Here is a 26068-nt window from a genome sequence, read left to right on the forward strand (position 1 = left end):
GGTGCCCCGATGACTCAACCCACTCCACTTTGCCCGAACCGCATGCAGGTGCATTCCATCCAGCGTGAAACCGCCGACGTCTGGACGCTGAACCTGATCTGCGACGTTTTCTACCCTTACCAGGCTGGCCAGTTCGCGCTGGTCAGCATTCGCAACAGCGAGGAGACGTTGCGCGCCTATACGCTCTCCTCCTCGCCTGGCCAGAGCCGCTTTCTCAGCATCAGCGTGCGCTGCCTGCCGGACGGCATCGGGTCGCGCTGGCTGACGCAAGAGGTCAAGCCCGGCAACACGCTGTGGCTGTCCGACGCGCAGGGCGAATTCAGCTGCGAGCGCCACCCGGCCGATCGTTATCTGATGCTGGCCGCCGGCTGCGGCGTGACGCCGATCGTCTCGATGTGCCGCTGGCTGACCGCTAACCGTCCGGCCTGCGATATCGCCGTGATCTTTAATGTACGCACCCCCGCCGACACGATTTTCGCCGATCAATGGCGCGCGCTGTGTGCCGCCCATCCGCAGCTGCGCCTGACGCTGATGGCCGAGCAGGATCTGCAACCCGGCTACCTCAGCGGCCGTATCGATGAACAGACGCTGCGGCAGGCGGCGCCGGATATCGCCGAACGCACGGTGATGACCTGCGGCCCTGCGCCCTACATGGATCAGGTGGAGCAGCTTTGTCGCCGGCTCGGCGTGCCGGCCGAGCATTTCCATAAAGAGCAGTTCCACACGCCGACGGCGCAGGCCGACGCCACCGAAGGACTGACGCTGCGCGCCGCGCGCCCGCTGCGCGAATTCCGCGTGCCGGTCGGCAGCACGCTGCTGGCGGCGATGGAGGCCCATGCCCTGCCGGTCAACGCCGCCTGCCGCGCCGGGGTGTGCGGCTCGTGCAAAACCCGCATCCTCGAGGGCGACTACACCACCACCAGCACCATGACGCTGAGCGCGGAAGAGATAGCGCAAGGCTACGTGCTGGCCTGCAGTTGCCAGTTGCAGGGTGACGTCACGCTGGCGTGATCCCCTGGCCCCATCGCCGCGATGGGGCATTTATCGGCAAGTTCCCCGTGGCCAGCCCAGTTACACTGCTTCCCGTCCTACGCTCTTTACCCTTCCTGACCGCATCTCGTCCACAGCCGGTAAGCTATGCTTGCAGTTGTTCTGCTGACACTCACCGGATCGAGTCCACATCGTTTTTCAAACCATGTTTGGGGGAACCATGAAGCAAACCGTAGCCACACTGATCGCCAAAACGCTGGATCAAGCCGGCGTAAAACGCATTTGGGGCGTAACCGGCGATTCGCTCAACGGCCTCAGCGACAGCCTGCACCGCATGGGCACCATCGAATGGCTGGGCACCCGCCATGAAGAGGTGGCCGCCTTCGCCGCCGGTGCCGAAGCCCAGCTCACCGGCCAGTTGGCGGTGTGCGCCGGTTCCTGCGGCCCCGGCAACCTGCATCTGATCAACGGCCTGTTCGACTGTCACCGCAACCATGTGCCGGTGCTGGCGATCGCCGCACACATTCCTTCCAGCGAAATCGGCAGCGGCTACTTCCAGGAAACCCATCCGCAGGAGCTGTTCCGCGAATGCAGCCACTATTGCGAACTGGTCTCCAACCCGGAACAGCTGCCGCGCGTACTGGAGATCGCCATGCGCAAGGCGATCCTCAATCGCGGCGTCTCGGTGGTCGTCTTACCGGGCGACGTGGCGCTGCGCATGGCGCCGGAAGACGCGACGCTGACCTGGCATACCCCGGCGCTGCCGCTGGTGCAGCCGCCGATGAGCGAGTTGAACAAGCTGGCGGAAACGCTGAACAAGGCGAAGAACATCACCCTGATGTGCGGCAGCGGCTGCGCCGGCGCGCACGATGAAGTGGTCAAGCTGGCCGAGCTGCTGCAAGCGCCGGTGGTGCACGCGCTGCGCGGCAAAGAACATATCGAGTGGGATAACCCCTACAGCGTCGGCATGACCGGGCTGATCGGTTTCTCCTCCGGCTACCACGCGATGATGAACGCCGACACGCTGGTGCTGCTCGGCACCCAGTTCCCCTATCGCGCGTTCTACCCCACCAACGCCAACATCATTCAGATCGACATTAACCCCGGCAGCATCGGCGCGCACTGCCCGGTCAACATGGCGCTGGTGGGCGATATCCACACCACCCTCACCGCCCTGCTGCCGCAGCTGGAGCCCAAGCGCGACCGGGCATTCCTCGACAAGGCGCTGGAGCACTATCGCAACGCGCGCAAGGAGCTCGACGGGCTGGCGACCGCCAACGATGACCAGCCGATCCATCCGCAATATCTGGCGCAGCAGCTCAGCCACTACGCCAGCGACGACGCCATCTTCACCTGCGACGTCGGCACGCCGACGGTGTGGGCCGCCCGTTACGTGAAAATGAACGGCAAGCGCCGCCTGCTCGGTTCGTTCAACCACGGTTCGATGGCCAACGCCATGCCGCAGGCGATCGGCGCCCAGGCCACCGCGCCGGATAAACAGGTGATCGCCATGTGCGGCGACGGTGGCTTCACCATGCTGATGGGTGATTTCCTGTCGCTGGCGCAGCTCAAGCTGCCGGTGAAGATCGTGGTGTTCAACAACAGCGTGCTGGGGTTCGTGGCGATGGAGATGAAGGCGGGCGGCTACCTGACCGACGGCACCGATCTGCATAATCCGGACTTCGCGGCGATCGCCAACGCCGCCGGCATCAAGGGCATCCGCGTGGAAAAAGCGTCGGATCTGGACGGCGCGCTGCAGGAGATGTTGGCGCATCCCGGCCCGGCGCTGCTGGACGTGGTCACCGCCAAGCAAGAGCTGGCGATGCCGCCGCAGATCAAGTTCGAACAGGCGAAAGGCTTCAGCCTGTACATGCTGCGCGCCATCATCAACGGCCGCGGCGACGAAGTGGTCGAGCTGGCGAAAACCAACTGGCTGCGCTAAGCCAGCTGCCCCGGTGAAATAAAGGGTATATGATGCCATGTACCCTTTTCCTCTCCCTTATATTCCAGGAACCCTATGCTTATCGATCTACGCAGCGACACCGTCACCCGCCCCAGCGCCGCCATGCGCCAGGCGATGGCTCAGGCAGAGGTCGGCGACGACGTCTACGGCGATGACCCGACGGTCAACGCGCTGGAGGCCGAGGCGGTGCGCCTATCGGGCAAAGAGGCGGCGCTGTTTTTGCCCAGCGGCACCCAGGCCAACCTGGTGGCGCTGCTGAGCCACTGCCAGCGCGGCGACGAGTATCTGGTCGGCCAACAGGCGCACAACTATAAATACGAGGCCGGCGGCGCAGCGGTGCTGGGCAGCATTCAGCCACAGCCGATCGAGGCTGACGCGGACGGCACGCTGCCGCTGGACAAGCTCGCCGCCGCCATCAAACCCGACGATATCCACTTCGCCCGCACTCGGCTACTGAGCCTGGAAAACACCATCAGCGGCAGAGTCTTGCCGCAGACCTACCTGCAGCAGGCGTGGCAATTTACCCGCGAGCGGCAGTTGGCGCTGCATATCGACGGTGCGCGCATCTTCAACGCCGCCGTGGCGCTGAACCTGCCGCTAAAAGAGATCGTGCAATACTGCGACACCTTCACCATTTGCTTGTCGAAAGGACTGGGTGCGCCGGTCGGATCGCTGCTGTGCGGCAGCGAGGCTTTCATCCAACGCGCGCTGCGCTGGCGCAAGATGACCGGCGGCGGGCTGCGCCAGGCCGGCATCCTGGCGGCGGCCGGTCTTTACGCTTTGGAGCATAACGTCGCGCGGCTGCGCGAAGACCATGACAACGCGGTCTGGCTGGAGCAACAGCTGCGGCAGATCGGCGTAGAGATCGCCGATCCCGGTGCGCAGACCAACGTGCTGTACCTGCGCCAACCGCCGGCGCTGGCGGCCAAACTCGGTCCGTGGATGCGCGAACGTGGCGTGCTGATCAGCAGCGGCCCGCTGACACGCATTCTGACCCACCTCGACGTCAGCCGTCAGGATCTGCAGCGGGTGGTCGAGCTGTGGCGGGAGTTTCTTCAGCAGCACGCCTGATTTCCCTCCCCGGTGCGCCGAGGAGCCTCTTATCGCCCGCCGATGGCGTCGACAAAGCGGCGGGTGATCTGTTGCGGGCGGGTAATGGCGCCCCCTACCACCACCGCATGCGCCCCCAGCGACAGGCAGCGCGCGGCCATCGCCGGCGTTTCGACATTGCCTTCGGCGATGACCGGCACCGATACCGCCGCCAGCACCGCACGCAGAAAGCCGAAATCGTTATCCGCCAGTCGGGCGCCCCGGCTTTCGGCGGTATAGCCATACAGCGTGGTGCCCACGCAGTCGAAGCCCAATCTGGCGGCCCCTTGCGCCTCCTCCAGGGTGGCGATGTCCGCCATCAGCAACAGCCGGGGATACCTGGCACGGATCGCGGCGACCAATGCCGCCAGCTGCAGCGACCCCGGCCGCGGGTGGCCGGTGGCGTCCAGCGCGATCATCTGCGGCGCCGCCGCCATCAACTCATCGATTTCACGCAGGGTCGGCGTGATATACACGTCGCTGCCCGCATAATCGCGCTTTATGATGCCGATGACCGGCAGCGCCACCGTGCGCATGATAGCGTTGACGTCTTCGACGCCGTTGGCGCGGATCGCCGCCGCGCCGCCTTGCTCAGCCGCCAGCGCCATGCGCGACATGATAAAATCGCTGTGCAGCGGCTCGTCGTCCAGCGCCTGGCAAGACACCACCAGGCGCCCCTCAATCTGCTGCAAAATGGAAAGCGTCATAAATCCAACAACTCCTCGACTTCGTTTTTAATGATGGTAACGTGCGGGCCGTAGATCACCTGAACACCGTTGCCGCGAACGATAACCGCCCGTGCGCCGCTGGCCTTCAGCCCACTTTCGTCCAGCAACCGGCTCTGCTTCACCGTCACGCGCAACCGCGTGGCGCAACAATCCAGTTCGACGATATTCTCTTTGCCGCCCAGCGCCGCCAGCACCTGCTGCGAGCGTTCGGTGCCCGTCATCACCGCTTCCGGCGCAGTTTCCGCCTCGCGCCCCGGCGTTTTAAATTTGAAGCGCAGGATCAGGAAACGGAACGTGAAGTAGTACAGGAAGAACCAAGGCACACCGACCAGCGGGACGTACATCCAGTGGGTTTTCGCTTCACCCTGCAGCACGCCGAACAGCATGAAATCGATAAAGCCGCCGGAGAACGTCTGGCCGATGGTGATATGCAGGATGTGAGCGATCATGAACGCCAGGCCGTCGAACAGCGCGTGCACCACGTACAGCGCCGGGGCGACAAACAGGAAAGAGAATTCGATAGGTTCGGTGATGCCGGTCAGAAACGAGGTCAGCGCCGCCGACAGCAACAGTCCGCCGACGCGTTTGCGGTTCTCGGGACGCGCACTCTGGTACATCGCCAGGCAGGCACCGACCAGGCCGAACATCATGGTGATAAAACGGCCGGACATGAAACGCGCCGTGCCAATGTAGAACTGCTGAGTATTCGGGTCGGCCAACTGGGCGAAGAAAATGCGTTGTGTGCCTTCCACCAGCTGTCCGTTGATCACTTCGCTGCCGCCAAGCGCGGTGGTCCAAAACGGTAGATAGAAGATGTGATGCAGGCCGAACGGCCCGAGCATGCGCAATACGAAGCCGTAGATAAAGGTCCCGAGATAGCCGCTGGCGTCTACCAGACCGCCCATGCCGAAGATCAACTGTTGGAAATGCGGCCACACCACCGTCATCAGGGCACCGACCGCCATCGCCGCCAGCGAGCTGACGATCGGCACAAAGCGCGAGCCGCCAAAAAAACCCAGGAACGGTGGCAGCGCTATCTTGTTATAGCGGCCGTGCAGATACCAGGTCACCAAACCGATGACCACTCCGCCGAACACCCCGGTCTCCAACGTCTGGATCCCGAGAATCGTTCCCTGCCCCACCGCGCCCGCGTTCTGCGTGGCCAGCGTACCGTTGATTTTCAACAGCGCATTGATGGTGGCGTTCATTACCAGATAGGCGATCAGCGAAGCCAACCCCGCCGTGCCCTTGTCGCTTTTGGCCAGCCCCACCGCCACGCCGACCGCGAACAAGACCGCCAGGTTGGCGAACACGATAGCACCGGCACTGGCCATCACGGTAAATATACTTTGCAACCAGCCGACATCGAGGAAGGGATACGCCTCGACGGTATTGGGATTGGACAGCGCACCGCCGATCCCCAACAGCAGGCCGGCCGCCGGCAGCACGGCGATCGGCAGCATGAACGACTTGCCGAACAGCTGGGCTTTTTCGAACCAACCGCCGGAGCGCGGCAACTCTGGTGTTGACATAAATTTTCCCCCGACATCATTTTTATGATGAAAATTTTTACCACATTGAAATTAATTTAATGAAAATTTTATTCATAACGATGATCGGCTTCACAATCCGTCGATTTCACTGGCGAGCCGCGGCGTCTTTCCGCCACAATAGAAACGGGAATACTCAGAAAGGTAACGTGATGAATACAGGCAACTTGTTATTGCGGCTGCGGCAGGATTTGGCGGGGTACAGCCCCACGCTGCAAAAGCTCGGCAACTATCTTCTTGCGGAGCCTTCCCGCGCCGTTTACCTGACCATCACCGAACTGGCGCGTGAAAGCGCCACCAGCGAAGCCAGCGTCACACGGCTGTGCCGCCATCTCGGCTGCAAAGGCTATACCGAATTTAAAATGGCGCTGGCCCTCAGCTTGCAACAAAGCCAGCCGGAAGCGGCGACGCGCCAAAGCGCGGCGGAAAATTTGGTGGAAGAGAGCGTACAGGCGCTGCGGGATACCGGCGCGCTGTTGGATCCGCAGGCGCTGCAACAGGCGGCGGATAGCCTGCAGCGTTGTGCTTCGGTGCAGATTTACGGCGTCGCCGCCAGCGCCATCATCGGCGACTTCCTGCACTACAAGCTGTTGCGCCTCGGCAAACCGGCGCAGCTGTTCAGCGACATGCACCGGGCGGCGATGAATGCAGCCTCGCTGAGTGAGCGGGATCTGCTGATCGTCATCTCCAGCTCCGGCTCAACCAAGGACGTGCTGCATGCGGTGACGTTGGCCAAAGGGCGCGGCGCACGCGTGATCGCCGTCAGCAATACCCAACGCAGCCCGCTGGCCAAGATGGCGGATACGCTGCTGGTGGCGGCTAAACCGGAAGGGCCGCTGACCGCTGGCGCCCTGCCGGCCAAGGTCGGCGCCATGCTGCTGGTGGAGTTGATGATCGCCGAACTGACCCAGCGCGATCCCGCCTACGCTCAGGCGATGCAGGCCACCGCCAGCGCGACTCTGCCGCTGCTGCTGTAGTCAGAAGATCCAGCGGCCGTAAACCCAGTACCACAGCCCCAGCACCGCCGCCAGATTGAGCGCCACGCTGAGGATGAACCAGGTTTTAAACGGCTGCTTCTGGGTTTTGTGGCGAAACAGCTGCTGTGCCGCCAGTGCGCCCAACCAGCCGCCCAGCGCGCCGAACAGCAACAGCGTCGCCTCCGGCACCCGTCGCCACCCTTTGCGCGCCGCCAGCTTATCGCCGCCGTAGATCAAAAACGTCAGCAGGTTGGCCAGCACCAACCACATCCACACCGGATGCGGCGAGAACAAACTGGCGATCAGCGCCAGACCCAGCAGGGCGTAACAAATCACATTGAGCTTCATGGCATCCGGTTTTTCGTGCGATAAGGGGCGCGTAGTGTGAACCTGCGCCAGGATGGATGCAACCGACTTATACCCATACAAAATGTGCATTTAAACCCTGAATTTGGCATCCTGTCGTTCTGCCAATCCTCTACCGCACAAGGCGGCCCGATGACACCCCAACGCGTACTGGTTCTTGGAGCCAGCGGCTATATAGGCCAGAACCTGATCCCGCACCTGATCGAACAGGGGCACCAGATTACCGCCGCCGCGCGGCGCATCGAGTGGCTGCAGGAGCAGAACTGGCCGCAGGTCAACTGCCTGTATGTCGATCTGTACCGCCCGGAAACTCTGAGCGCGGCGCTGTGGGAAATCGATACGCTTTACTATCTGGTGCACGCGATGGGCGACGGCGACGACTTTATCGAGAAGGAACGCCAGGCGGCGGAAAACCTGCGCGACGCGCTACGCAATGCCTGCGTCAAACAGGTGATCTTTCTCGGCGCGCTGCAGCCGAACGACGACAGTTCGCCGCACCTGGCGGCCCGCCGCCTGACCGGCGAGATCCTGCGCCAGAGCGGTGTGCCGGTGACCGAGCTGCGCGCCGGCATCATCGTCGGCCCCGGTTCGGCGGCGTTCGAAGTGATGCGCGACATGGTCTATAACCTGCCGGTGCTGACGCCGCCGCGCTGGGTGCGCTCGAAGTCCTCGCCGGTGGCGCTGGAGAACCTGCTGGTTTACCTGGCCGATCTGCTGGCGCACCCGGCGGAGGAACACCGCATCTTCGACGTCGCCGGGCCTGAATACCTCAGCTATCAGGATATGTTCAAACGCTTTATCGCCATCAGCGGCAAGCGGCGCTGGCTGATCCCGATCCCCTTGCCGACGCGACTGATTTCAGTGTGGTTCATCAGCCTGATCACCTCGGTGCCGACGCCGATCGCGCGCGCGCTGATCCAGGGCCTGAAGCACGATCTGCCCGCCGACGGCAAACCGTTGCAGGCCCTGATCCCGCAACGTCTGCACACCTTCGATCAGGCGGTCACCGCCACGCTGCAGCGCGAACTGGAGGTGGTCGATTCCGCCGACTGGGGCTACGATCCGGCGGCGCGGGCCCGCTGGCGCCCCGGCTACGGCTATTACCCGAAACAGGCGGGGTGTTCGCTCGACACCGCCGCTTCCAGCCAGGCGCTGTGGCAAACGGTGCAGCAGTTGGGGGGCGAGGAAGGCTATTTCTACGCCAATATCCTGTGGCGGATCCGCGCCCGCATGGACGACATGATCGGCAACGGCGTGGTCTATGGCCGCCCGGCGCGCGCGACCCTGGCGCTGGGTGACGAGATTGACGGTTGGAAAGTCATCACGCTGAAACCGCTGCGGCAACTGGCGCTGTTGTTCGGCATGAAGGCGCCGGGGCTGGGGCGGCTGAGCTTCACCATTACCGATCGCGGCGATCGCCGCACGCTGGACGTGCGCGCCTGGTGGCATCCGGCCGGCTTCAGCGGGCTGCTGTATTGGTTCGCCATGATGCCCGCACACCTGTTCATTTTTCGCGGCATGGCGAAGCGCATCGCGACGTTGGCCGAGAACCTGGACCGCCAACAGCGCTGAATGCCGTTCATTTGTCGATCAACCGCACAGTTTGCCGCTGTGCTTCGGGGCTTTCCGATTGCATAGCGCACGAAATCACGGAAGAATGGCATCTTATTTGCTGGGAGCGCCGCAAGCGCCCGCCGGTATTCCGATTTTGGGTGAGAATAGAGTCCGTTATGAAGGTATTGGTCACCGGTGCAACCAGTGGGTTAGGCCGTAACGCCGTTGAATATCTGCGCCGCCAGGGCATCAAAGTGCGCGCCACTGGCCGCAACCAGGCGATGGGCGGCCTGCTGGAAAAAATGGGCGCGGAGTTCATTCATGCCGATCTCACCAACCTGATCTCTTCGCAGGCCAAAGCGATGCTGGCGGACGTCGATGTGCTGTGGCACTGCTCCAGCTTTACCTCGCCCTGGGGCACCGAAGAAGCCTTCGAACTGGCCAACGTCCGCGCTACCCGCCGCCTCGGCGAATGGGCGGCGGCCTATGGCGTGGCGCAGTTCATTCACATCTCTTCCCCGGCGATCTATTTCGACTACCACCATCACCGCAACGTAACCGAAGACTTTCGCCCGCAGCGTTACGCCAACGAGTTCGCGCGCAGCAAGGCCGCCGGCGAGCAGGTGATCCAGCAATTGGCGCTGTCCAATCCGCAGACCCATTTCACCATTTTGCGCCCGCAGGGCCTGTTCGGGCCGCACGACAAGGTGATGCTGCCGCGGTTGCTGCAGATGATCAAACGCTACGGCAACCTGCTGCTGCCGCGCGGCGGCGCGGCGATGGTGGACATGACCTATCTGGAGAACGCGGTGCACGCCATGTGGCTGGCGACGCTAAAAGAAGATACGCCGTCCGGCCGCGCCTACAACATCACCAACCAGCAGCCGCGTCCGCTTCGCACCGTGGTGCAGCAGTTGATCGACGATTTGGGCATGAAGTGCCGCATCCGCTCCGTCCCCTACCCGATGCTAGACATGATGGCGCGCGGCATGGAGCGCCTGGGCAGCAAAAGCGAAAAGGAGCCGGTGCTGACCCACTACGGCGTCGCCAAACTCAACTTCGACCTCACGCTCGATACCACTCGTGCACAGCAAGAGCTGGGCTATCAGCCCATCGTCTCGCTGGAAGAAGGCATCGCGCGCACCGCCCGCTGGCTGAAAGACCACGGTAAGCTGCACGGCCTGTAATCAACGCGCCGCGCCGTACTTCACCAGCAGCGCATCGACAATCGCTTCACTTTCTGCATCCGGCTCGCCGCGCACATCGTCGGGCCGAAAATGCATCTGAAACGCCGCCAGCACGTTGCGCTGCTGCCGCGCATCCCACGACGGGTCTATCGCGTAACCGTAACGCGCCAGCTTTTCGAGCAGCGGCGCCATCGGTACCGGCGCATGGCGATCGCGCCCCGCCAGCAAACGCTGCACGTCCCGTTCATCCGGCCAGGCGCCGATGCCGGCCTGCGCCAGCTGCCGCCAGGGGAACAGCGGGCCGGGATCCTGTTTGCGCTGCGGCGCGATATCGCTGTGCCCCACCACGTCCTGCGGCTGGATGCCATAGCGTTGGATAATGTCGCGGCTCAGCGGGATCAGCACGGCGATCTGCTCCGCCGTATAGGGTTGCCAGTGGGTGAACAGCATGCTGCGGGTGAAGCCCTTGTTGACGATTTCGATGCCGATCGAGGTGTCGTTGAGGTTGCTGCGGCCGCGCCAGGCGCTGGTGCCGGCATGCCAGGCGCGCATCGCCTCCGGCACCAACCGGTACACCGTCGGTTTGCCGTGCTCGCGCTGTGGGTGCGCCGGCAGCAGATAATGGGCGCTGACGTGCTCGTCGGTCAGCGTTTTCAGCGATGAATGGAAGTCTTCCGCCGTGTAGTGCATCACCAAAAACCGGATGCGCCGATCGGCGCCCTGTGCCTGATGCAGGGTTTCGAGCTGGTAAGCGCCGCGATCGACGAGCGTATCCTGCTGTGGATTTTGGCACCCCGCCAACAGCGCGGCGGCGATAATCCCTGGCCAAATTTTCACTTATCCTCCTGATTATCGTCCGTGAAAGATGTAACGCGACGCGATTAACCTGTATCCAATCATCACGCTCATCGAGAAATGATGACAGATAGCGCCGATATGCAAGCGAGTATTTCTCCCGACTGGCGGCCTCTCCCGCCCATGATAGTCTCAAAGTATCATCTGCGCTGAAAGAGCGGAGTCGAACATGTTCACGCCACGCTATCTGTCCTGGTTGCTCTGTGCCGCCATGCTGCCGCTCAGCGGCTGCGATCGGCAAAAAGTCGCTGACGCGATGGGTGCAAGCGCACCGTCCCCGGCCGCGCCCATCGCGAGTGCCAGTACGCCGGCCTATACGCCGCTGACCGCCGACCAGCTGTACCAGTTGGTCAGCCCGGTGGCGCTGTTCCCCGACAAGCTGCTGGCGCAGGTGTTGGCCGGCGCGGGTTATCCTGACCAAATCAACGCCGCGGATGCCTGGCTGGCGCAAAACCGCGGGTTGCAACCGGCGGCGCTCAGCTCGGCGGCCGACGCTCAGCCCTGGGATCCCAGCGTGCGCGGCCTGGTGCAATTCCCCGACGTGCTCGATCAAATGGCGAAAAACATCCCCTGGACCACCGCCCTGGGCAGCGCCTACCTGAACGATCCCACCGACGTGATGAACGCCATTCAGGTAATGCGTCAACGGGCGGCCAGCCAAGGCACGCTGAAAAACACCCCGCAGCAGCGCATCGTCGTGGCCCCCACCACCCGTTACGTTGAGCAGCAGCCCGATCGCCAGCGCGTGGTAGCGGCGCCGGGCGAAACCATCGTCATCGAACCCAGCCAGCCGGATACGGTTTACGTCCCGCATTACGATCCCTGGGTGGCCTACGGCACGCCGATCCCAGCCTATCCGAGCTATCGGTATCAACCTTCGGGCTACAGTGGCGGCGACATGTTGGCGGCCGGCGTGATCAGCTTCGGTGTCGGCATTGCGGTCGCCTCATTGTTCAATCAGCACAACAGCGGCTGGCACAACTGGGATATGCGCTGGGACGATCGACGCCAACCGGTGGTCTACCGCGATGCGCCCTACGTATCGCATTCCACCACCGTGGTGAATCGCGTCACCAACATCAACCAATATAACAACGTGAACAATGTGAATCGCAGCACCCATACAGTGAATAACTACAACAATACGACCGCCGCACCGACGCCGCATTTCAACCCGCCGACGCCTAACGCGCAGCCGCACGTCGCGCCTGCGGCCCATGCGCCGATGACCCTGCCGACCTTTGCGCACACCCAGCCGGTAGCGGCCGCGCCGCACGTGCAACAATCGGTCAACGCGCCCCATGTACAGCAGCCGATGAGCATGCCAACGTTCACGCATGCCGCGCCGGCAGCGCCTCACACGCAGCAACCGATGGCCGTGCATGCGGCTCCGGTACAGACGCATCCGATGCAGGCCGTCGCGCCAGTGCATCAATCCGCCGTGCGGCCACAGGTTCAGGTCGCGCCGCACGTCGTTCAGCCGGGGACGCGCGAACCGGCCGCAACGCGGCATCCGACGATAGAACGCCCGTTGGCAGTGCCGCAAGCGCGCATCATGCCGCATCCAGCCCCGGCGCCGCAGATCCATCAGCCGCCCGTTCAGCCGATGCCGCATCGCCAAGCGCCGGCGCCGGTGAAACCGCAGGAACACCGCCCGATCGTCGAGCAGCACAAGGTGGGATGAACCTACAGGATGTCGCCCCGGCGGAACGGCCGGGGCGCGGGGAATGGCGTTAGCGGCTGACTTTCACCGCGGTGCCACTGACGGTCACCATCAGCATGCTGCCGTCTTTACCTACGGTTTCATAATCGATATCAATGCCGACCACCGCGTTGGCGCCCAGCTCTTTTGCCTGATCTTCCAGCTCTTCGAACGCAATCAAGCGCGCCTTGCGCAGCTCTTTCTCATAAGCGCCCGAGCGGCCACCGACGATATCGCGCACGCCGGCGAAGAAATCACGAAAAATGTTGGCGCCGAGGATCGCTTCGCCGGTGACGACGCCGCAGTATTCGGTGATGGTGAACCCTTCCAGGGTCGGGGTAGTTGAAAGCTGCATCAGAACTCCTTGTTTGATTAATTCAACGTATCTATGACCAGAAGATTGGCGTTATGTTCGCTTAATCAATGGCACGCAGTACGAATGCAAGGCCAAAAAACGCATTTATACTGTAAGCTATCGGTCTTCATGGTAGAGACTTTCACATAAGGTAATAAGATGAAAACAAAAACGATTGCGGCTGTTTTACCCTTAGCGCTGTTGCTGAGTGCCTGTACCACGGTGGAACCGGCATACAAGGATATCGGCACTCGCAGCGGCAGCTGTGTGGAAGGCGGCCCGGATACGGTCGCGCAAAAGTTCTATGACCTGCACATCCAGCAGGGCGCCGGCCTGCCGGACAGTAACCGCCTGGCGCAGCTGCAGCCCTATCTGAGCAAAGTGCTGTATCAGGATCTGGTCAGCGCCGGCCAGAACCCGGGCAAGCACCGGATAACCGGCGATCTGTTCTCCGGCAATGCGCAAGGGCCAAGCAGCGCCTCCGTCGCCAGCGCCTCGACCATTCCTAACACCGATGCGAAAAATATTCCGCTGCGCGTCGACTTAAGCTATCAAAAAGACGCCAACAGCACCGTGAACTGGCAGGACGAAGTGCTGATGGTGCGCGAAGGTACCTGCTGGGTGGTTGATGATATTCGCTACCTGAATGTTCCAGCACACGCCACCAACGGCAGCGTGCGCCAGGTGCTGGAAAACCAGTAACCCGCGATACCCCGGCCGACGCGGGCTTGCCGCGTCGGTCATCCCCGCCGTCAGTCAACAGCTCAAATTTCGTCCAATAGAAAAAATTTCGCTACCGATATCACAGCCTGCGCCACAAATCCCCTCCCTCGGCCTGAGTCGCGGTATCTTGTGCTAATCTTTTACTTTCCCGCCGCACACTCATAAATTTTAACGCACAAAGATTGCATAAGTATTCTGTGGAAGTTAACATTTGCGGCATCAATGTCTATTCAATTCTGGCGCATGAGTATTCAACTTAACGGTATCAATTGCTATTACGGCGCTCACCAGGCGCTGTTTGACATCACGCTGGATTGTCCAGCTGGGGAAACCCTGGTGCTGCTTGGCCCAAGCGGCGCCGGGAAAAGCTCATTGCTGCGGGTGCTAAACCTGCTGGAAATGCCGCGTTCGGGCCAACTGCAGATCGCCGGCAACCAATTCGACTTCAAACAGGCGCCGGGCGAGAAAGCCATTCGCGAACTGCGTCAAAACGTCGGCATGGTTTTCCAGCAATACAACCTGTGGCCTCACCTCACCGTGGTCCAGAACCTGATCGAGGCGCCTTGCCGCGTACTGGGTCTGACCAAGGCTCAGGCGATGGAGCGCGCCGACAAGCTGCTCAAGCGTCTGCGCCTGACCGACTTCGCCGATCGCTTCCCGCTGCACCTTTCCGGCGGCCAGCAGCAGCGCGTGGCGATCGCCCGCGCCCTGATGATGGAACCGCAGGTGCTGCTGTTCGATGAACCGACTGCGGCGCTGGATCCGGAAATCACCGCTCAGATCGTTAGCATCATTCGCGAACTGGCCGGCACCGGCATCACGCAGGTGATCGTCACCCACGAAGTGGAAGTGGCGCGCAAGACCGCCAGCCGCGTGGTGTACATGGAAAACGGCCACGTTGTGGAGCAAGGCGACAGCAGCCACTTTGCGCAGCCACGGACCACCGAGTTTGCCAACTACTTATCACACTAACAATTAACTTGCTGTAATTTGGGGATTTTGCGATGAAAAAACTAATAATCGCCGCCGTTCTGGCCGGCATCAGCGTTTCCGCCTCCGCAGCCGAAACCATCCGTTTCGCTACCGAAGCCTCCTATCCTCCATTTGAATTTATTGACGCCAGCAACAAGATTCAGGGTTTTGATGTCGATCTGGCCAACGCACTGTGCAAAGAGATGCAGGCCGAGTGCACCTTCACCAACCAGGCGTTCGACAGCCTGATCCCTAGCCTGAAGTTCAAGCGTTTCGATGCGGTCATGGCCGGCATGGACATTACGCCGGAACGTGAAAAGCAGGTGCTGTTCACTAAGCCGTACTACGATAACTCGGCGCTGTTCATCGCGCAGAAAGGCAAAATCGCCGACGTGGCGGCGCTGAAAGGCAAGAAGGTGGGCGTGCAAAACGGCACCACCCACCAGAAATACCTGACCGACAAGCACCCGGAAATCACCACCGTGCCTTACGACAGCTACCAGAACGCCATTTTGGATCTGAAGAATGGCCGCGTTGATGCGGTGTTCGGCGATACCGCGGTGGTCAACGAGTGGCTGAAGCAGAATGACGCGCTGGCGGCAGTGGGCGACAAAGTGACGGATAAAGACTACTTCGGCACCGGCCTCGGCATCGCGGTGCGCCAGAAGAATACCGATCTGCAGGGCAAGTTCAATGCCGCTCTGGACAAGATTAAGCAGGATGGGACCTATGAAACCATCTACAAAAAATGGTTCCAGCAGTAATACGCCCGATGAATGAATTACAACCTTTAGCAAGCGCCGCCGGCATGACCGTCGGCCTTGCCGTTTGCGCCCTGATCCTCGGGCTGATTCTGGCGATGCTGTTCGCCGTATGGGAATCGTCCCGCTGGAAAGCGGTCAGCTGGCTCGGCACCGCCTGGGTGACCGTGCTGCGCGGCCTGCCGGAAATCCTGGTGGTGCTGTTTATCTATTTCGGCTCGTCGCAGCTGCTGCTGATGCTCTCCGACGGCTTTACCCTCAACCTCGGTCTGTTCCAGTTGCCGATTCAGTTGGCGATAGACAATTTCGAAGTCAGTCCATTCCTGTGCGGGGTGATCGCTCTGGCCCTGCTCTATTCCGCCTACGCTTCGCAGACGCTGCGCGGCGCGCTCAAAGCGGTGCCGCAGGGGCAGTGGGAATCCGGCCAGGCGCTGGGACTGGGCAAGGCGGCGATCTTCTTTCGCCTGATCATGCCACAGATGTGGCGCCACGCCCTGCCCGGCCTCGGCAACCAGTGGCTGGTGTTGCTGAAAGACACCGCGCTGGTGTCGCTGATCAGCGTGAACGATCTGATGCTGCAAACCAAGAGCATCGCCACCCGCACCCAGGAGCCTTTTACCTGGTATGTGATCGCGGCGGCCATCTACCTGCTGGTGACGCTGTTCAGCCAATACGTCATCAAACGCATTGAGCTGCGCGCCACGCGCTTTGAGCGGGGGCCGGTCTGATGATTGAGTATTTACCGGAAATCCTCAAAGGGCTGCACACCAGCCTAACCCTGACCGTCGCCGCGCTGATCGTCGCGCTGCTGCTGTCGCTGCTGCTTACGGTGATCCTGACGCTGAAAACGCCGATCCTGACGCCGCTGGTCAAGATCTACGTGACGCTGTTCACCGGCACGCCGCTGCTGGTGCAGATCTTCCTGATCTACTATGGCCCCGGCCAGTTCCCGGCGATCCGCGACTACCCGTGGCTGTGGAACCTGCTGTCGCAGCCCTGGCTGTGCGCGATGATTGCGCTGGCGCTGAACAGCGCGGCCTACACCACGCAGCTGTTCTACGGTGCGGTGCGCGCCATTCCCGCCGGGCAGTGGCAGTCGTGCGAAGCGCTGGGCATGTCGCGCCGGCAGACGCTGCGCATCCTGTTGCCGTTCGCCTTCAAACGCGCGCTATCGTCTTATTCCAACGAAGTGGTGCTGGTGTTCAAAAGCACCTCTCTGGCCTACACCATCACGCTGATGGAAGTGATGGGCTACAGCCAGCTGATGTATGGCCGCACCTACGACGTCATGGTGTTCGGCGCCGCGGGCCTGGTGTACCTGTGCGTCAACGGCCTGCTGACGCTGCTGATGCGGCTGGTGGAGCGCCGCGCGCTGGCGTTTGAGCGCCGCAACTGAGACCGCCTCTCCCCATGAGCCCCGCCTCGTGCGGGGCTTTTTTTATCTCCGCGGTAATATTTAATCATTTATATTGCATTTTAATTCACTCGATGGCAGGGTTATCAGCAGGCGCACACGCAAAATACTCTGGCGATTACCAGTAAAAACAAACGATAGCGAATAATCACTTTCAGGATCCAGACAGGAGCTCTACGCATGAAAAAACTGCTGCTTGCCGCGACGATGTTGGCCGGGATGACCTTTAACGCCACCGCGGCCGAGACCATCCGCTTTGCCGCTTCCGCCACCTACCCGCCGTTCGAATCGCTGGACGCCAACAACCAGATCGTCGGCTTCGATATCGATCTGGCCAACGCGCTGTGCAAACAGATGCAGGCGCAGTGCACCTTCACCAACCAGGCGTTCGACAGCCTGATCGCCGCGCTGAAATTCAAGAAATACGATGCGGTGATTTCCGGTATGGACATCACGCCGGAACGCAGCAAACAGGTCGCTTTCACCCAGCCTTACTACGCCAACTCGGCGATCGTGATCGCGCAAAAAGGCAAGTTCAGCTCGCTGGCGGATCTGAAAGGCAAAAAGCTCGGCATGGAAAACGGCACCACCCACCAGAAATACATGCAGGACAAGCACCCGGAGATTAACACCGTCTCTTACGACAGCTACCAGAACGCCATTCTGGAGCTGAAAAACGGCCGTATCGACGGCGTGTTCGGCGACACCGCCGTGGTGAACGAGTGGCTGAAAACCAACCCGCAGCTGGCGCCGGTCGGCGAGCACATCACCGATGCACAATACTTCGGCACCGGCCTCGGCATCGCGGTGCGCCCCGACAACCAGGCGCTGCTGGCCAAGCTGAACGCCGCGCTGGACGCCATCAAGGCCGACGGCACCTACAAAGCCATCAACGACAAGTGGTTCCCGCAATAAGCAATAAGGCCCGGATAACCGGGCCTTATGTTTTATAAACGCCGCACCAGCAGCGTCAACACTTCGTAGTGCGCGGTATGCGGGAACATGTCGAACAGCTGCACCCGTTCGATGCGGTACCCCGGCAACGTCTCGATATCTTTCGCCATGCTCTCGGCGTTGCAGCTGGAATAGAGAATATAGTCCGGCGCCATCCGGCTCAGGTAGTCGCACAGCGCCTGGCCAATGCCGCGCCGCGGCGGGTTAACCAGCACCAGCTGTGGCACCTGGCCTTCGGCGGTGGCGAAGCGGGTGGAGTCGAGCGCCTGAAAATCTACGTGCAACAACCCTAACCGCTGCGCCGACTGGCGCGCGCAGGCGATCGCTTCCGCGCTGATTTCGATGCCGGTCAGCTGCGTTTGCGGCTGCGCGCAGTGCAGGCCGAAACCGCCGACGCCGCAGAACAGATCCCACATGCTGTCGATACCCAGCGCGCGCACCCAGTCGCGGGCGGTGGCATACAGCTCGGCGGCCACCTGCGGGTTGGTTTGGAAGAAGCTTTGCGGGCGGATGAACAACGGCACCTGATTGAACTGTTCCTCGAGCGCCTGCTGTTCGGTCAGCGCGATCTCGCGCTCCCCTTCCATGATCGCCATGTGCACCGGCTGAATATTGGCGGAGATCACCTTGAGCTGCGGCAGCTGCTGCTGCAGCCACGGCAGCGCAGCGCGCAGCTGCGCCAGCTTGGTTTCCGAGCGCAGCACGAAACGCAGCATCACGCCGCCGTCGAGCGTGCTTTCGGTCAGCAGCAGGTATTTCAACTCGCCGCGTTTGCGCGCCACGTTATACGGCGTCAGGCCGGCGCGGGCGATGAAGCTTTTCAGCACCGCAAACATCGGCGCAAAGCCGGCGGGATACAGCGGGCAGTCGCTCAGATCGACCGGCGTGCCGTCGCGGTGCAGCATGCCGAGCAGCGGGCGCTCCACGCTGCCGCTGACCACCATCTTGGCTTTATTGCGAAATGCGCTCAGCTCCCCCGCCATCGGCTGCAGCCACTGCGCGACGTCGCGCCCGGCCAGCAGCGAGTGCAGGTGATGCTGTTTGTCGGCCAGTTGCTGCGGATAGGGCTTTTCCAGCCACTGACAGGAACGGCAGGTACCCGCCGTATACAAAGCGCAATGCATGAAGATTACCGTGAAGTTCAGGATGACGAATTAAGGGCGCAGAGTTTACCACTCCGCACGCCTAAAATCTCACTTGCGCACGGTGAAGAAGCGGCGGCTGGCGGCAGGAACGAACAGCAACGCCAGGATCACCGCGTCGGGGATCTTTTGCAGGATCAGAACGTGCAGGATTTGGCCGCTGGTTTCCCCCTCCACGGTGAACACCTCGGGGAAGACGCTGCCAATGGTGGCCAACAGCAGGTAAAGCACCACGATGCACTGGCAGACCACATAGCCCCAGCGTCCCCAGTTGCGGCCGCGCATCACCGCAAAGCCACAGCTGATTTGCAGGCACAGCAGCATCAGGCCGGCCAGAAAGATAAAGGTAGAATCCCACGCCTGCGCGCTGGTGTTAACGAACTCCTGTGCGCCGTCGACGCCCAGTTCGCCCAACAACAACACCACGCTGATACACTTGATCGCCACCATGGCGGTGCCCGCCACCATCACCGGCACCGGCGCATCCGAAGTCGATCTCATTCCCTGCCCGCTTTTCAGCATGTCTGACATATCCGTGTTCCGCTACGACGCGCCACCAATACAGATGGCGCATGTAAAGTCAGGTAGTTAGTTGCAATACTTATTGATTGCAAAAATAGCAGGTTTGTTACGATTCAGCTACGGGCCGCCCGCTGCAATTCACGCGATCGCTGTTTTTCCGAGCGCGCCATAAACCACCAGGCGATCAGGCCGAGAATGCCCACCACCAGCAGGATCAGGCTGGCCAGCGCGTTAATTTCCGGATTCACCCCCATACGCACGCTGGAGAACACCAGCATCGGCAGCGTAGTGGCGCCCGGGCCGGAGACGAAGCTGGCAATCACCAGATCATCCAGCGACAGGGTAAACGCCAGCATCCAGCCAGAGATCAGCGCCGGCGCAATCATCGGCAAGGTAATAACGAAGAACACTTTCAGCGGCGGCGCCCCCAGATCCATTGCCGCCTCTTCAATCGAGCGATCCACCTCGCGCAGACGCGAGCTGATCACCACCGCCACATAAGCGGTACAGAAGGTGACGTGCGCCAGCCAGATGGTGAACATGCCGCGCTCCGACGGCCAGCCGAAAGCGTGCCCCATCGCCACGAACAGCAGCAGCAGCGACAGGCCGGTGATCACGTCCGGCATCACCAGCGGCGCAGTCAGCATAAACGCAAAGCCGGTCGAACCGCGAAAGCGGCCGAACCGCACCATCACCACGGCGGCGATGGCGCCCAGCACCACCGCGGCGGTGGCGGAGGCGGCGGCGATGGTCAGGCTGAGCCCCACCGCGCTGATCATCGCCGAGTCGTGAAACAGTTCGGTATACCAGCGCGTGGACCAGCCGGCCCACACCGTCACCAGCTTGGAACTATTAAAGGAGTAGATCACCAACATCAGCATCGGCGCATACAGGAAGGTAAAGCCGACCGTCAGGATGGCGATGCGCCACGGTGAACGCACTACCGGCAAGTTGTTCATTCCTGCCCCCCCATTTCCTTGTTCTGGTGTTTGTGGAACCACAAAATTGGCACGATCAGCAACAGCAGCATGATGGTGGCGACCGCCGAAGCCACCGGCCAGTCGCGGTTATTGAAGAACTCCTGCCACAGCACGCGGCCGATCATGATGCTGTCTGGCCCACCGAGCAGCTCCGGGATCACGAACTCCCCTACCGCCGGAATGAATACCAGCATCGAACCGGCGATGATGCCGCCGCGCGTCAGCGGCACGATGACGCTGAAGAAGGTTTTCAGCGGCCGGGCGCCCAGATCCAGCGACGCCTCCACCAGCGAGTAATCCAGCCGGATCAGCGCCGTGTAGATCGGCAGCACCATAAACGGCAGGTAGGAATAAACGATGCCGATATACACCGCCAGGTTGGTGTGCAGGATCACCAACGGTTGGTCGATCACCCCCAGCCACATCAGAAAGTTATTCAGAATGCCGTTGTTTTTCAGGATCCCCATCCAGGCATAGACGCGGATCAGGAACGAGGTCCAGGAAGGCAGGATCACCAGCAGCAGCAGAATGTTGCGAGTCGACGCCTTGCTGTGGGCCACCGCCCAGGCCAGCGGATAGCCGATGATCAGGCAGCACAGCGTCGAGACCGCCGCCACGCGCAGCGACTGCAGATAGGCGTCGATATACAGCGGATCGTCGGTCAGTTGCAGGTAGTTGGCGAAGTTGAGCGCGATGTTCAGCTTGCCGTCCACCCAGCTCATCAACTCGGTGTAAGGCGGCACCGCCAACGCCAGCTCCGCCAGGCTGATCTTGAACACGATCAGGAACGGCAGCATGAACAGCAGCGTCAGCCATAAATACGGCAATGCGATCACCAGCTTGCGGCCGTGAGCCATCAGCAGGCGGTGGAACAGCGCCTTGAGGGTGCCGGGCGTTTTGGCCGGCGGCTCCGGCGTGCGTTCAGAAAGCAGGGTCATATGGGTTACTCCTCAGCGGCTCCGCTACACCGTCAACACGACACAGCTGTCGGTTTCCCAGCACAGACGCACTTCATCGCCCCAGGTGGGCATCCCCTTGCGGAAACGGTGGCCGTTTTGCAGCTGGGCGCTGATAATCTGCCCGCTGTGCAGCTTCACGTGATAAATGGACAGATCGCCCAGGTAGGCAATGTGCGCCACTTCCCCTACCGCGAAGTTGCAGCCGTCTTCCGGCACCTGTTCGCACAGCAGGATCTTTTCCGGCCGCAGCGCGACCTGGATCGGCACGCCGTCCACCACCGAGGCGTCCGGATCTACTTTGATCGCATGGCGCAATCCGGGGCTTTGCAGGATCAGCGCATCGTCGTGGCGCTCCTGCAATACGCAGTCGAAGACGTTGACCGAACCGATAAATTCGGCGCTGAAGCGGCTATTCGGATGCTCGTAGATCTCTTCCGGCTCGCCGATCTGCACGAACTTGCCACGGTTCATGATGGCGATGCGCCCCGCCATGGTCATCGCCTCTTCCTGATCGTGCGTCACCATCACGCAGGTGACGCCGACGCGCTCGAGAATATCGGTCACTTCCAACTGCATGCGATCGCGCAGCTTCTTGTCCAGCGCGCCCATTGGCTCATCCAGCAGCAGCAGCTTGGGCCGCTTGGCCAGGCTGCGCGCCAGCGCCACCCGCTGCCGCTGGCCGCCGGAAAGCTGGTGCGGTTTGCGTTTGGCGTACTCCTGCATGTGCACCAGCGCCAGCATTTCCGCCACCCGCTCGGCGATTTCTGCCCGCGGCATTTTGTCCTGCTTCAGGCCGAAGGCGATGTTCTGCTCTACCGTCATGTGCGGGAACAGCGCGTAAGACTGAAACATCATGTTGATCGGCCGCTGGTACGGTGGCACGTGCGACATATCCTGCCCGTCGAGCACGATCTGCCCTTCCGTCGGCTGTTCAAAGCCGGCCAGCATGCGCAGTAAGGTTGACTTGCCGCAGCCAGACGGCCCAAGCAGCGCAAAGATCTCGCCCTTGTAGATGGTGAGGCTGACGTCTTCGACCGCATTCTGCCCGTCGAAGGTTTTGGTGAGGTTACGGATTTCCAGCAGAGGGGTGAAGACCTTCTGCGACTTGGCTTGAGGACGAGGGATGGCGTCGTTCAATCGGGGTGCTCTCCGGCGTAAAGCGGCACAAAACCACGGCGAGTGCCGTGGCCCAAAACAGCAGTGCAGGCGGGGAGCGCCCGCCTGCCGGTTTACCGACGATTGGGGGTATCCCCCCATCATCACTTCCCGCTTTTAACTTTAGTCCATGCGCGGGTAATGACACGATCCAGCTTCGGCGACTGCACGTTGAGCGTGAACAGCTTGGCGCGCAGATCGGCCGGCGGATAGACGTTCGGGTTCTCGCGCACCTCGGCCTTCACCAGCGGCGTGGAATCTTTCACCGCATTGGCGTAATAGACATAGTTGCTGATGCCCGCCATCACGTCAGGTTTCATCAGGAAGTTCAGGAACTGGTACGCGGCGTCTTTGTTCTTGGCGTCCGCCGGCATGGCGAACATGTCGAAGTAGGTCAGCGCCCCTTCTTTCGGGATCGCATAGGCCACGTTCACGCCGTTCTTCGCCTCTTTGGCGCGGTTGGCCGCCTGCATCACGTCGCCGGACCAGCCGATCGCCACGCAGATATCGCCGTTAGCCAAATCGTTGATGTACTGTGAAGAGTGGAAGTAACGAATGCTCGGCCGCAGCTTCAGCAGCAGATCGTTGGCCGCGCCGGTATAGTCCGCCGCATTGGTGCTGTTGGGATCCTTGCCCAGGTAGTGCAGCACGGTGGCGTAAACCTCACTCGGCGCATCGAGGAAGGAGACGCCGCAGCTTTTCAGCTTCTCGAGGTTTTCCGGCTTGAGGATCAGATCCCAGCTGTCGACCGGCGCGTCTTTGCCTAATGCCGCCTTCACCTTGTCGACATTGTAGCCGATGCCGGTGGTCACCATCAGGTATGGGATGCCGTATTTGTTGTCTTTGTCATTATGTGCAACCAGCTTCAGCATCTCGGGATCGAGATTCTTGTAGTTGGGCATTTTGCTCTTGTCGAGCGGCTCGAAGATGCCGGCCTGCGACTGGCGCTCGAGGAAGTTGGATGAAGGAACCACCAGATCATAACCGGTGCTGCCCGCCATCAGTTTGCCTTCCAACACTTCGTTGGAGTCAAAGACGTCGTACACCACTTTGATGCCGGTTTCTTTCTGGAATTTGGCCAGGGTATCCGGCGCGATATAGTCGGACCAGTTATACACGTGCAGCGTTTTCTCTTCGGCTGACGCCGTGACGGACGCGGCCATCAACAGACCGGCAACCACACCCGATAACCACTTTTTACGTTGGGTGACCATCCGTAACTTCCTCCAAAACAGGGTAAATCATAGAATTGAACTTGTATCTGCAGCGATACAAAACCTTTCCTGATTGAGCGCAATCGTTGCAACCGCGAAATGAATGGCTATGCATATGATTGCATGCGCCTTTTTGCACTGCCCTGCTCGCGTGGTTACAAGGGAAATCGCAAGCCCTTTGCAGAATCAGCAGCATAGCCGCTGCCATCGCAACCCGCCAGCCCCCAGGGTAAAAAACGCCATTTATCGATTTTTTATGCAGTTTTTCTCTATGTGATACGCCATTAACGGCACAAAAGACGAGAAAGATCGGGCGGCAAAGGCAAAAGTGCAGAATATTTTATTGCGGAAGGGAATAACGGCAGCATGCCGCCGGAGCGACGGCATGCTTAAGGTACGGCGAGGATCAGTGCAGCATCGGCTGACGCACGGCGCCAGCGGGGATCTCTTCTTCGTCACCCATAAACAGCAGATCGTTCGCCCGCGCCTCGAGGATCACCATCGAGACCTGCTCTTCGCCCTGCTGCATGAAATGAGTGAACTGCTCGTAGGTGATGCCCACCGCCACGCTCAACGACTGGCAGACGATCAGCTTCGGCAGGTTGTCGTCCTGAATGTCGACAAAGGCCTTGATGGTCAGCGAACTGGCGTTGATCTGGCTCAGGTCCGCCACCAGCGGGATCAGCGCGGTCGGCTTCACCTCGGCCAGCGCGGAGAACAGGATGACGTTGTCCACCAGATCTATCTTGGCGTCGAACACGCCGTCGAAGTTCTGCATGTGCGGCAGGTGCAGCGCCTGGCAGGAATCGCACTCAAAGAAAGAAATGCCCGACTGATCCAGCCAGCGCCGCAACAGCGCCAAATCGGGGACAATGAGTGAATCCATAATAACCAGCCTCACAATATTCAAAACGCGAAAAGGCGCATAGCTTACGGAATATTCACCCGATACGCCACGATCAATGCGGCTTAATTCACTAATTAAGATATTGCTCGGCGGGAAAAGCGCGCCGACCGCCCCGTCAACCACCGGATTTCAGGCGGAAGCCCGGCCGGCCGCGCTGCTCGATGTATTCGATCATCATGCCGGCAATGTCCAACCCGGTGGTGGTCTCCACCCCTTCCAGCCCCGGCGACGCGTTGACCTCCATCACCAGCGGGCCGCGCTCGGCGCGCAGGATATCCACCCCGGCGACGTCCAGCCCCAGCGTGTTCGCCGCTTTGACCGCAATCGCCCGCTCCCTGGCGGTGATGGTCACTTTGCGGGCGGTGCCGCCGCGATGCAGGTTGGAGCGAAACTCGCCGGGCTTCGCCTGCCGCTCGATGGCGGCCACCACCCGGCCGCCCACCACCAGGCAGCGCACGTCGCGCCCCTGCGCCTCGCGCACGTATTCCTGCACCAGGATATGGGCATTCAACCCGCGAAAGGCGTCGATCACGCTTTCCGCCGCCTGGCGGGTTTCCGCCAGCACCACCCCGATACCCTGCGTGCCTTCCACCAGCTTGACCACCAGCGGCGCGCCGCCGACCAGCTCGATCAGGTCGCCAGTGTCGTCCGGCGAATGGGCAAAGCCGGTGATCGGCAGATCGATGCCCTGCCGCGCCAGCAGTTGCAGCGAACGCAGCTTATCGCGAGCGCGGGTAATGGCCACGGATTCGTTGAGCGGGTAGCTGCCAAGCAGCTCGAACTGGCGCAGCACCGCGGTGCCGTAAAAGGTGATGGCGGAGCCGATGCGCGGGATCACCGCGTCATAACGCTCCAGCTGGCGGCCGCGATAGTGAATGGTCGGCGCCGCCGGGTTGATGTTCATATAACAGGAAAGCGGATCGATGATATCGATGCTGTGCCCGCGATCTTCCGCCGCTTCACGCAGCCGCTTGCATGAATAGAGCGTTCCGTCGCGAGAAAGAATGGCAATTTTCACTCGTCACCCCAAAAGCCAACGCCTGCCCGGC

26 protein-coding genes are annotated in these 26068 nt (G+C 61.3%); 13 read left to right on the plus strand and 13 right to left on the minus strand.

Annotated features, from left to right (window positions below):
* The first annotated feature begins 9 nt into the window (after positions 1-9).
* The 3 genes from hcr to ltaE all read left to right on the plus strand — a co-directional run bounded on the left by hcr (position 10) and on the right by ltaE (position 4024).
* Complete coding sequence (gene hcr / locus ACJ8HA_RS09365) at positions 10-1011, plus strand: NADH oxidoreductase (protein ID WP_099817609.1); 1002 nt, start codon at positions 10-12, stop codon at positions 1009-1011.
* 199 nt (positions 1012-1210) lie between these two features.
* Entirely contained in the window at positions 1211-2932 is a 1722-nt protein-coding gene (gene poxB, locus ACJ8HA_RS09370; RefSeq protein WP_089195715.1) for a ubiquinone-dependent pyruvate dehydrogenase, read from the plus strand.
* Positions 2933-3007: 75 nt separating this feature from the next.
* Positions 3008-4024, plus strand: coding sequence for a low-specificity L-threonine aldolase (gene ltaE, locus ACJ8HA_RS09375; protein WP_043137739.1), 1017 nt, complete (start codon positions 3008-3010; stop codon positions 4022-4024).
* A gap of 29 nt (positions 4025-4053) precedes the next feature.
* Here the strand turns inward: ltaE and ACJ8HA_RS09380 are convergent, their stop codons facing one another.
* Positions 4054-4749 carry an N-acetylmannosamine-6-phosphate 2-epimerase gene (locus tag ACJ8HA_RS09380; RefSeq protein WP_025302251.1) on the minus strand — a complete coding sequence of 232 codons (696 nt, stop codon included), beginning with the start codon at positions 4747-4749 and terminating at the stop codon, positions 4054-4056.
* Positions 4746-6302, minus strand: coding sequence for a PTS transporter subunit EIIC (locus tag ACJ8HA_RS09385; RefSeq protein ID WP_025302250.1), 1557 nt, complete (start codon positions 6300-6302; stop codon positions 4746-4748). The genes ACJ8HA_RS09380 and ACJ8HA_RS09385 overlap by 4 nt, the downstream gene beginning before the upstream one ends.
* 167 nt (positions 6303-6469) lie before the next feature.
* Between ACJ8HA_RS09385 and ACJ8HA_RS09390 the strand changes: the two genes are divergently transcribed.
* Positions 6470-7297 carry a MurR/RpiR family transcriptional regulator gene (locus ACJ8HA_RS09390; protein ID WP_025302249.1) on the plus strand — a complete coding sequence of 276 codons (828 nt, stop codon included), beginning with the start codon at positions 6470-6472 and terminating at the stop codon, positions 7295-7297.
* Here ACJ8HA_RS09390 and ACJ8HA_RS09395 read toward each other — a convergent pair whose 3' ends face one another.
* Positions 7298-7645, minus strand: a complete 348-nt coding sequence (locus ACJ8HA_RS09395) for a DUF1294 domain-containing protein (RefSeq protein ID WP_049208096.1) — start codon at positions 7643-7645, stop codon at positions 7298-7300. It abuts the gene before it with no gap.
* 150 nt (positions 7646-7795) lie between these two features.
* On the opposite strand from ACJ8HA_RS09395, the gene ACJ8HA_RS09400 reads away from it, so the two are divergent.
* The gene (locus ACJ8HA_RS09400; RefSeq protein WP_025302247.1) at positions 7796-9235 is read left to right on the plus strand and encodes a DUF2867 domain-containing protein; all 1440 of its coding nucleotides are present in this window, start codon (positions 7796-7798) and stop codon (positions 9233-9235) included.
* A gap of 158 nt (positions 9236-9393) precedes the next feature.
* The gene (locus ACJ8HA_RS09405; protein ID WP_004928393.1) at positions 9394-10404 is read left to right on the plus strand and encodes an NAD-dependent epimerase/dehydratase family protein; all 1011 of its coding nucleotides are present in this window, start codon (positions 9394-9396) and stop codon (positions 10402-10404) included.
* Here the strand turns inward: ACJ8HA_RS09405 and ACJ8HA_RS09410 are convergent, their stop codons facing one another.
* Positions 10405-11241 (minus strand): N-acetylmuramoyl-L-alanine amidase, encoded by an 837-nt coding sequence (locus ACJ8HA_RS09410; protein ID WP_442515305.1) that lies wholly within the window; start codon positions 11239-11241, stop codon positions 10405-10407.
* Between the two features lie 187 nt (positions 11242-11428).
* Between ACJ8HA_RS09410 and ACJ8HA_RS09415 the strand changes: the two genes are divergently transcribed.
* A complete protein-coding gene (locus tag ACJ8HA_RS09415) occupies positions 11429-12943 on the plus strand; it encodes a DUF3300 domain-containing protein (protein WP_442515306.1) in 1515 nt (504 codons plus the stop codon).
* A 49-nt stretch (positions 12944-12992) separates the two neighbouring features.
* On the opposite strand, the gene ACJ8HA_RS09420 is transcribed toward ACJ8HA_RS09415, so the two are convergent.
* On the minus strand, positions 12993-13316 hold the full coding sequence (locus ACJ8HA_RS09420; RefSeq protein ID WP_004928400.1) for a heavy metal-binding domain-containing protein: 324 nt from the start codon (positions 13314-13316) through the stop codon (positions 12993-12995).
* Positions 13317-13475: 159 nt separating this feature from the next.
* On the opposite strand from ACJ8HA_RS09420, the gene ACJ8HA_RS09425 reads away from it, so the two are divergent.
* The 6 genes from ACJ8HA_RS09425 to artJ (ACJ8HA_RS09450) all read left to right on the plus strand — a co-directional run bounded on the left by ACJ8HA_RS09425 (position 13476) and on the right by artJ (ACJ8HA_RS09450) (position 18101).
* On the plus strand, positions 13476-14018 hold the full coding sequence (locus ACJ8HA_RS09425; RefSeq protein WP_043137760.1) for a lipoprotein: 543 nt from the start codon (positions 13476-13478) through the stop codon (positions 14016-14018).
* A 264-nt stretch (positions 14019-14282) separates the two neighbouring features.
* Positions 14283-15011: an arginine ABC transporter ATP-binding protein ArtP gene (artP, locus tag ACJ8HA_RS09430; RefSeq protein ID WP_016928352.1), complete on the plus strand. Its 729-nt coding sequence runs from the start codon at positions 14283-14285 to the stop codon at positions 15009-15011.
* A 32-nt stretch (positions 15012-15043) separates the two neighbouring features.
* On the plus strand, positions 15044-15775 hold the full coding sequence (artJ, locus tag ACJ8HA_RS09435; RefSeq protein WP_060447493.1) for an arginine ABC transporter substrate-binding protein: 732 nt from the start codon (positions 15044-15046) through the stop codon (positions 15773-15775).
* Positions 15776-15783: 8 nt separating this feature from the next.
* Positions 15784-16500 (plus strand): arginine ABC transporter permease ArtQ, encoded by a 717-nt coding sequence (artQ, locus tag ACJ8HA_RS09440; protein ID WP_025159684.1) that lies wholly within the window; start codon positions 15784-15786, stop codon positions 16498-16500.
* Entirely contained in the window at positions 16500-17168 is a 669-nt protein-coding gene (gene artM / locus ACJ8HA_RS09445; protein WP_025302241.1) for an arginine ABC transporter permease ArtM, read from the plus strand. The genes artQ and artM overlap by 1 nt, the downstream gene beginning before the upstream one ends.
* A gap of 198 nt (positions 17169-17366) precedes the next feature.
* Positions 17367-18101: an arginine ABC transporter substrate-binding protein gene (artJ, locus tag ACJ8HA_RS09450; protein ID WP_015377297.1), complete on the plus strand. Its 735-nt coding sequence runs from the start codon at positions 17367-17369 to the stop codon at positions 18099-18101.
* 32 nt (positions 18102-18133) lie between these two features.
* On the opposite strand, the gene rlmC is transcribed toward artJ (ACJ8HA_RS09450), so the two are convergent.
* From rlmC to rimK, 8 genes are all read right to left on the minus strand, one after another.
* On the minus strand, positions 18134-19264 hold the full coding sequence (gene rlmC / locus ACJ8HA_RS09455) for a 23S rRNA (uracil(747)-C(5))-methyltransferase RlmC (protein WP_049205958.1): 1131 nt from the start codon (positions 19262-19264) through the stop codon (positions 18134-18136).
* A 69-nt stretch (positions 19265-19333) separates the two neighbouring features.
* Entirely contained in the window at positions 19334-19813 is a 480-nt protein-coding gene (locus ACJ8HA_RS09460; protein ID WP_049205956.1) for a YbjO family protein, read from the minus strand.
* Between the two features lie 104 nt (positions 19814-19917).
* Positions 19918-20763 (minus strand): putrescine ABC transporter permease PotI, encoded by an 846-nt coding sequence (gene potI, locus ACJ8HA_RS09465; protein WP_025302238.1) that lies wholly within the window; start codon positions 20761-20763, stop codon positions 19918-19920.
* The gene (gene potH / locus ACJ8HA_RS09470; protein ID WP_038629107.1) at positions 20760-21722 is read right to left on the minus strand and encodes a putrescine ABC transporter permease PotH; all 963 of its coding nucleotides are present in this window, start codon (positions 21720-21722) and stop codon (positions 20760-20762) included. The genes potI and potH overlap by 4 nt, the downstream gene beginning before the upstream one ends.
* A gap of 24 nt (positions 21723-21746) precedes the next feature.
* Entirely contained in the window at positions 21747-22880 is a 1134-nt protein-coding gene (gene potG, locus ACJ8HA_RS09475) for a putrescine ABC transporter ATP-binding subunit PotG (protein ID WP_043137773.1), read from the minus strand.
* 122 nt (positions 22881-23002) lie between these two features.
* Positions 23003-24112 carry a spermidine/putrescine ABC transporter substrate-binding protein PotF gene (potF, locus tag ACJ8HA_RS09480; protein ID WP_043137777.1) on the minus strand — a complete coding sequence of 370 codons (1110 nt, stop codon included), beginning with the start codon at positions 24110-24112 and terminating at the stop codon, positions 23003-23005.
* Positions 24113-24518: 406 nt separating this feature from the next.
* The gene (locus ACJ8HA_RS09485) at positions 24519-24998 is read right to left on the minus strand and encodes a YbjN domain-containing protein (protein ID WP_004938666.1); all 480 of its coding nucleotides are present in this window, start codon (positions 24996-24998) and stop codon (positions 24519-24521) included.
* A gap of 136 nt (positions 24999-25134) precedes the next feature.
* Positions 25135-26037: a 30S ribosomal protein S6--L-glutamate ligase gene (rimK, locus tag ACJ8HA_RS09490; protein WP_025302234.1), complete on the minus strand. Its 903-nt coding sequence runs from the start codon at positions 26035-26037 to the stop codon at positions 25135-25137.
* Between the last annotated feature and the right edge of the window lie 31 nt (positions 26038-26068).

It is taken from the genome of Serratia sp. CY33802 (assembly GCF_052169095.1).
Lineage (GTDB): Bacteria > Pseudomonadota > Gammaproteobacteria > Enterobacterales > Enterobacteriaceae > Serratia > Serratia bockelmannii.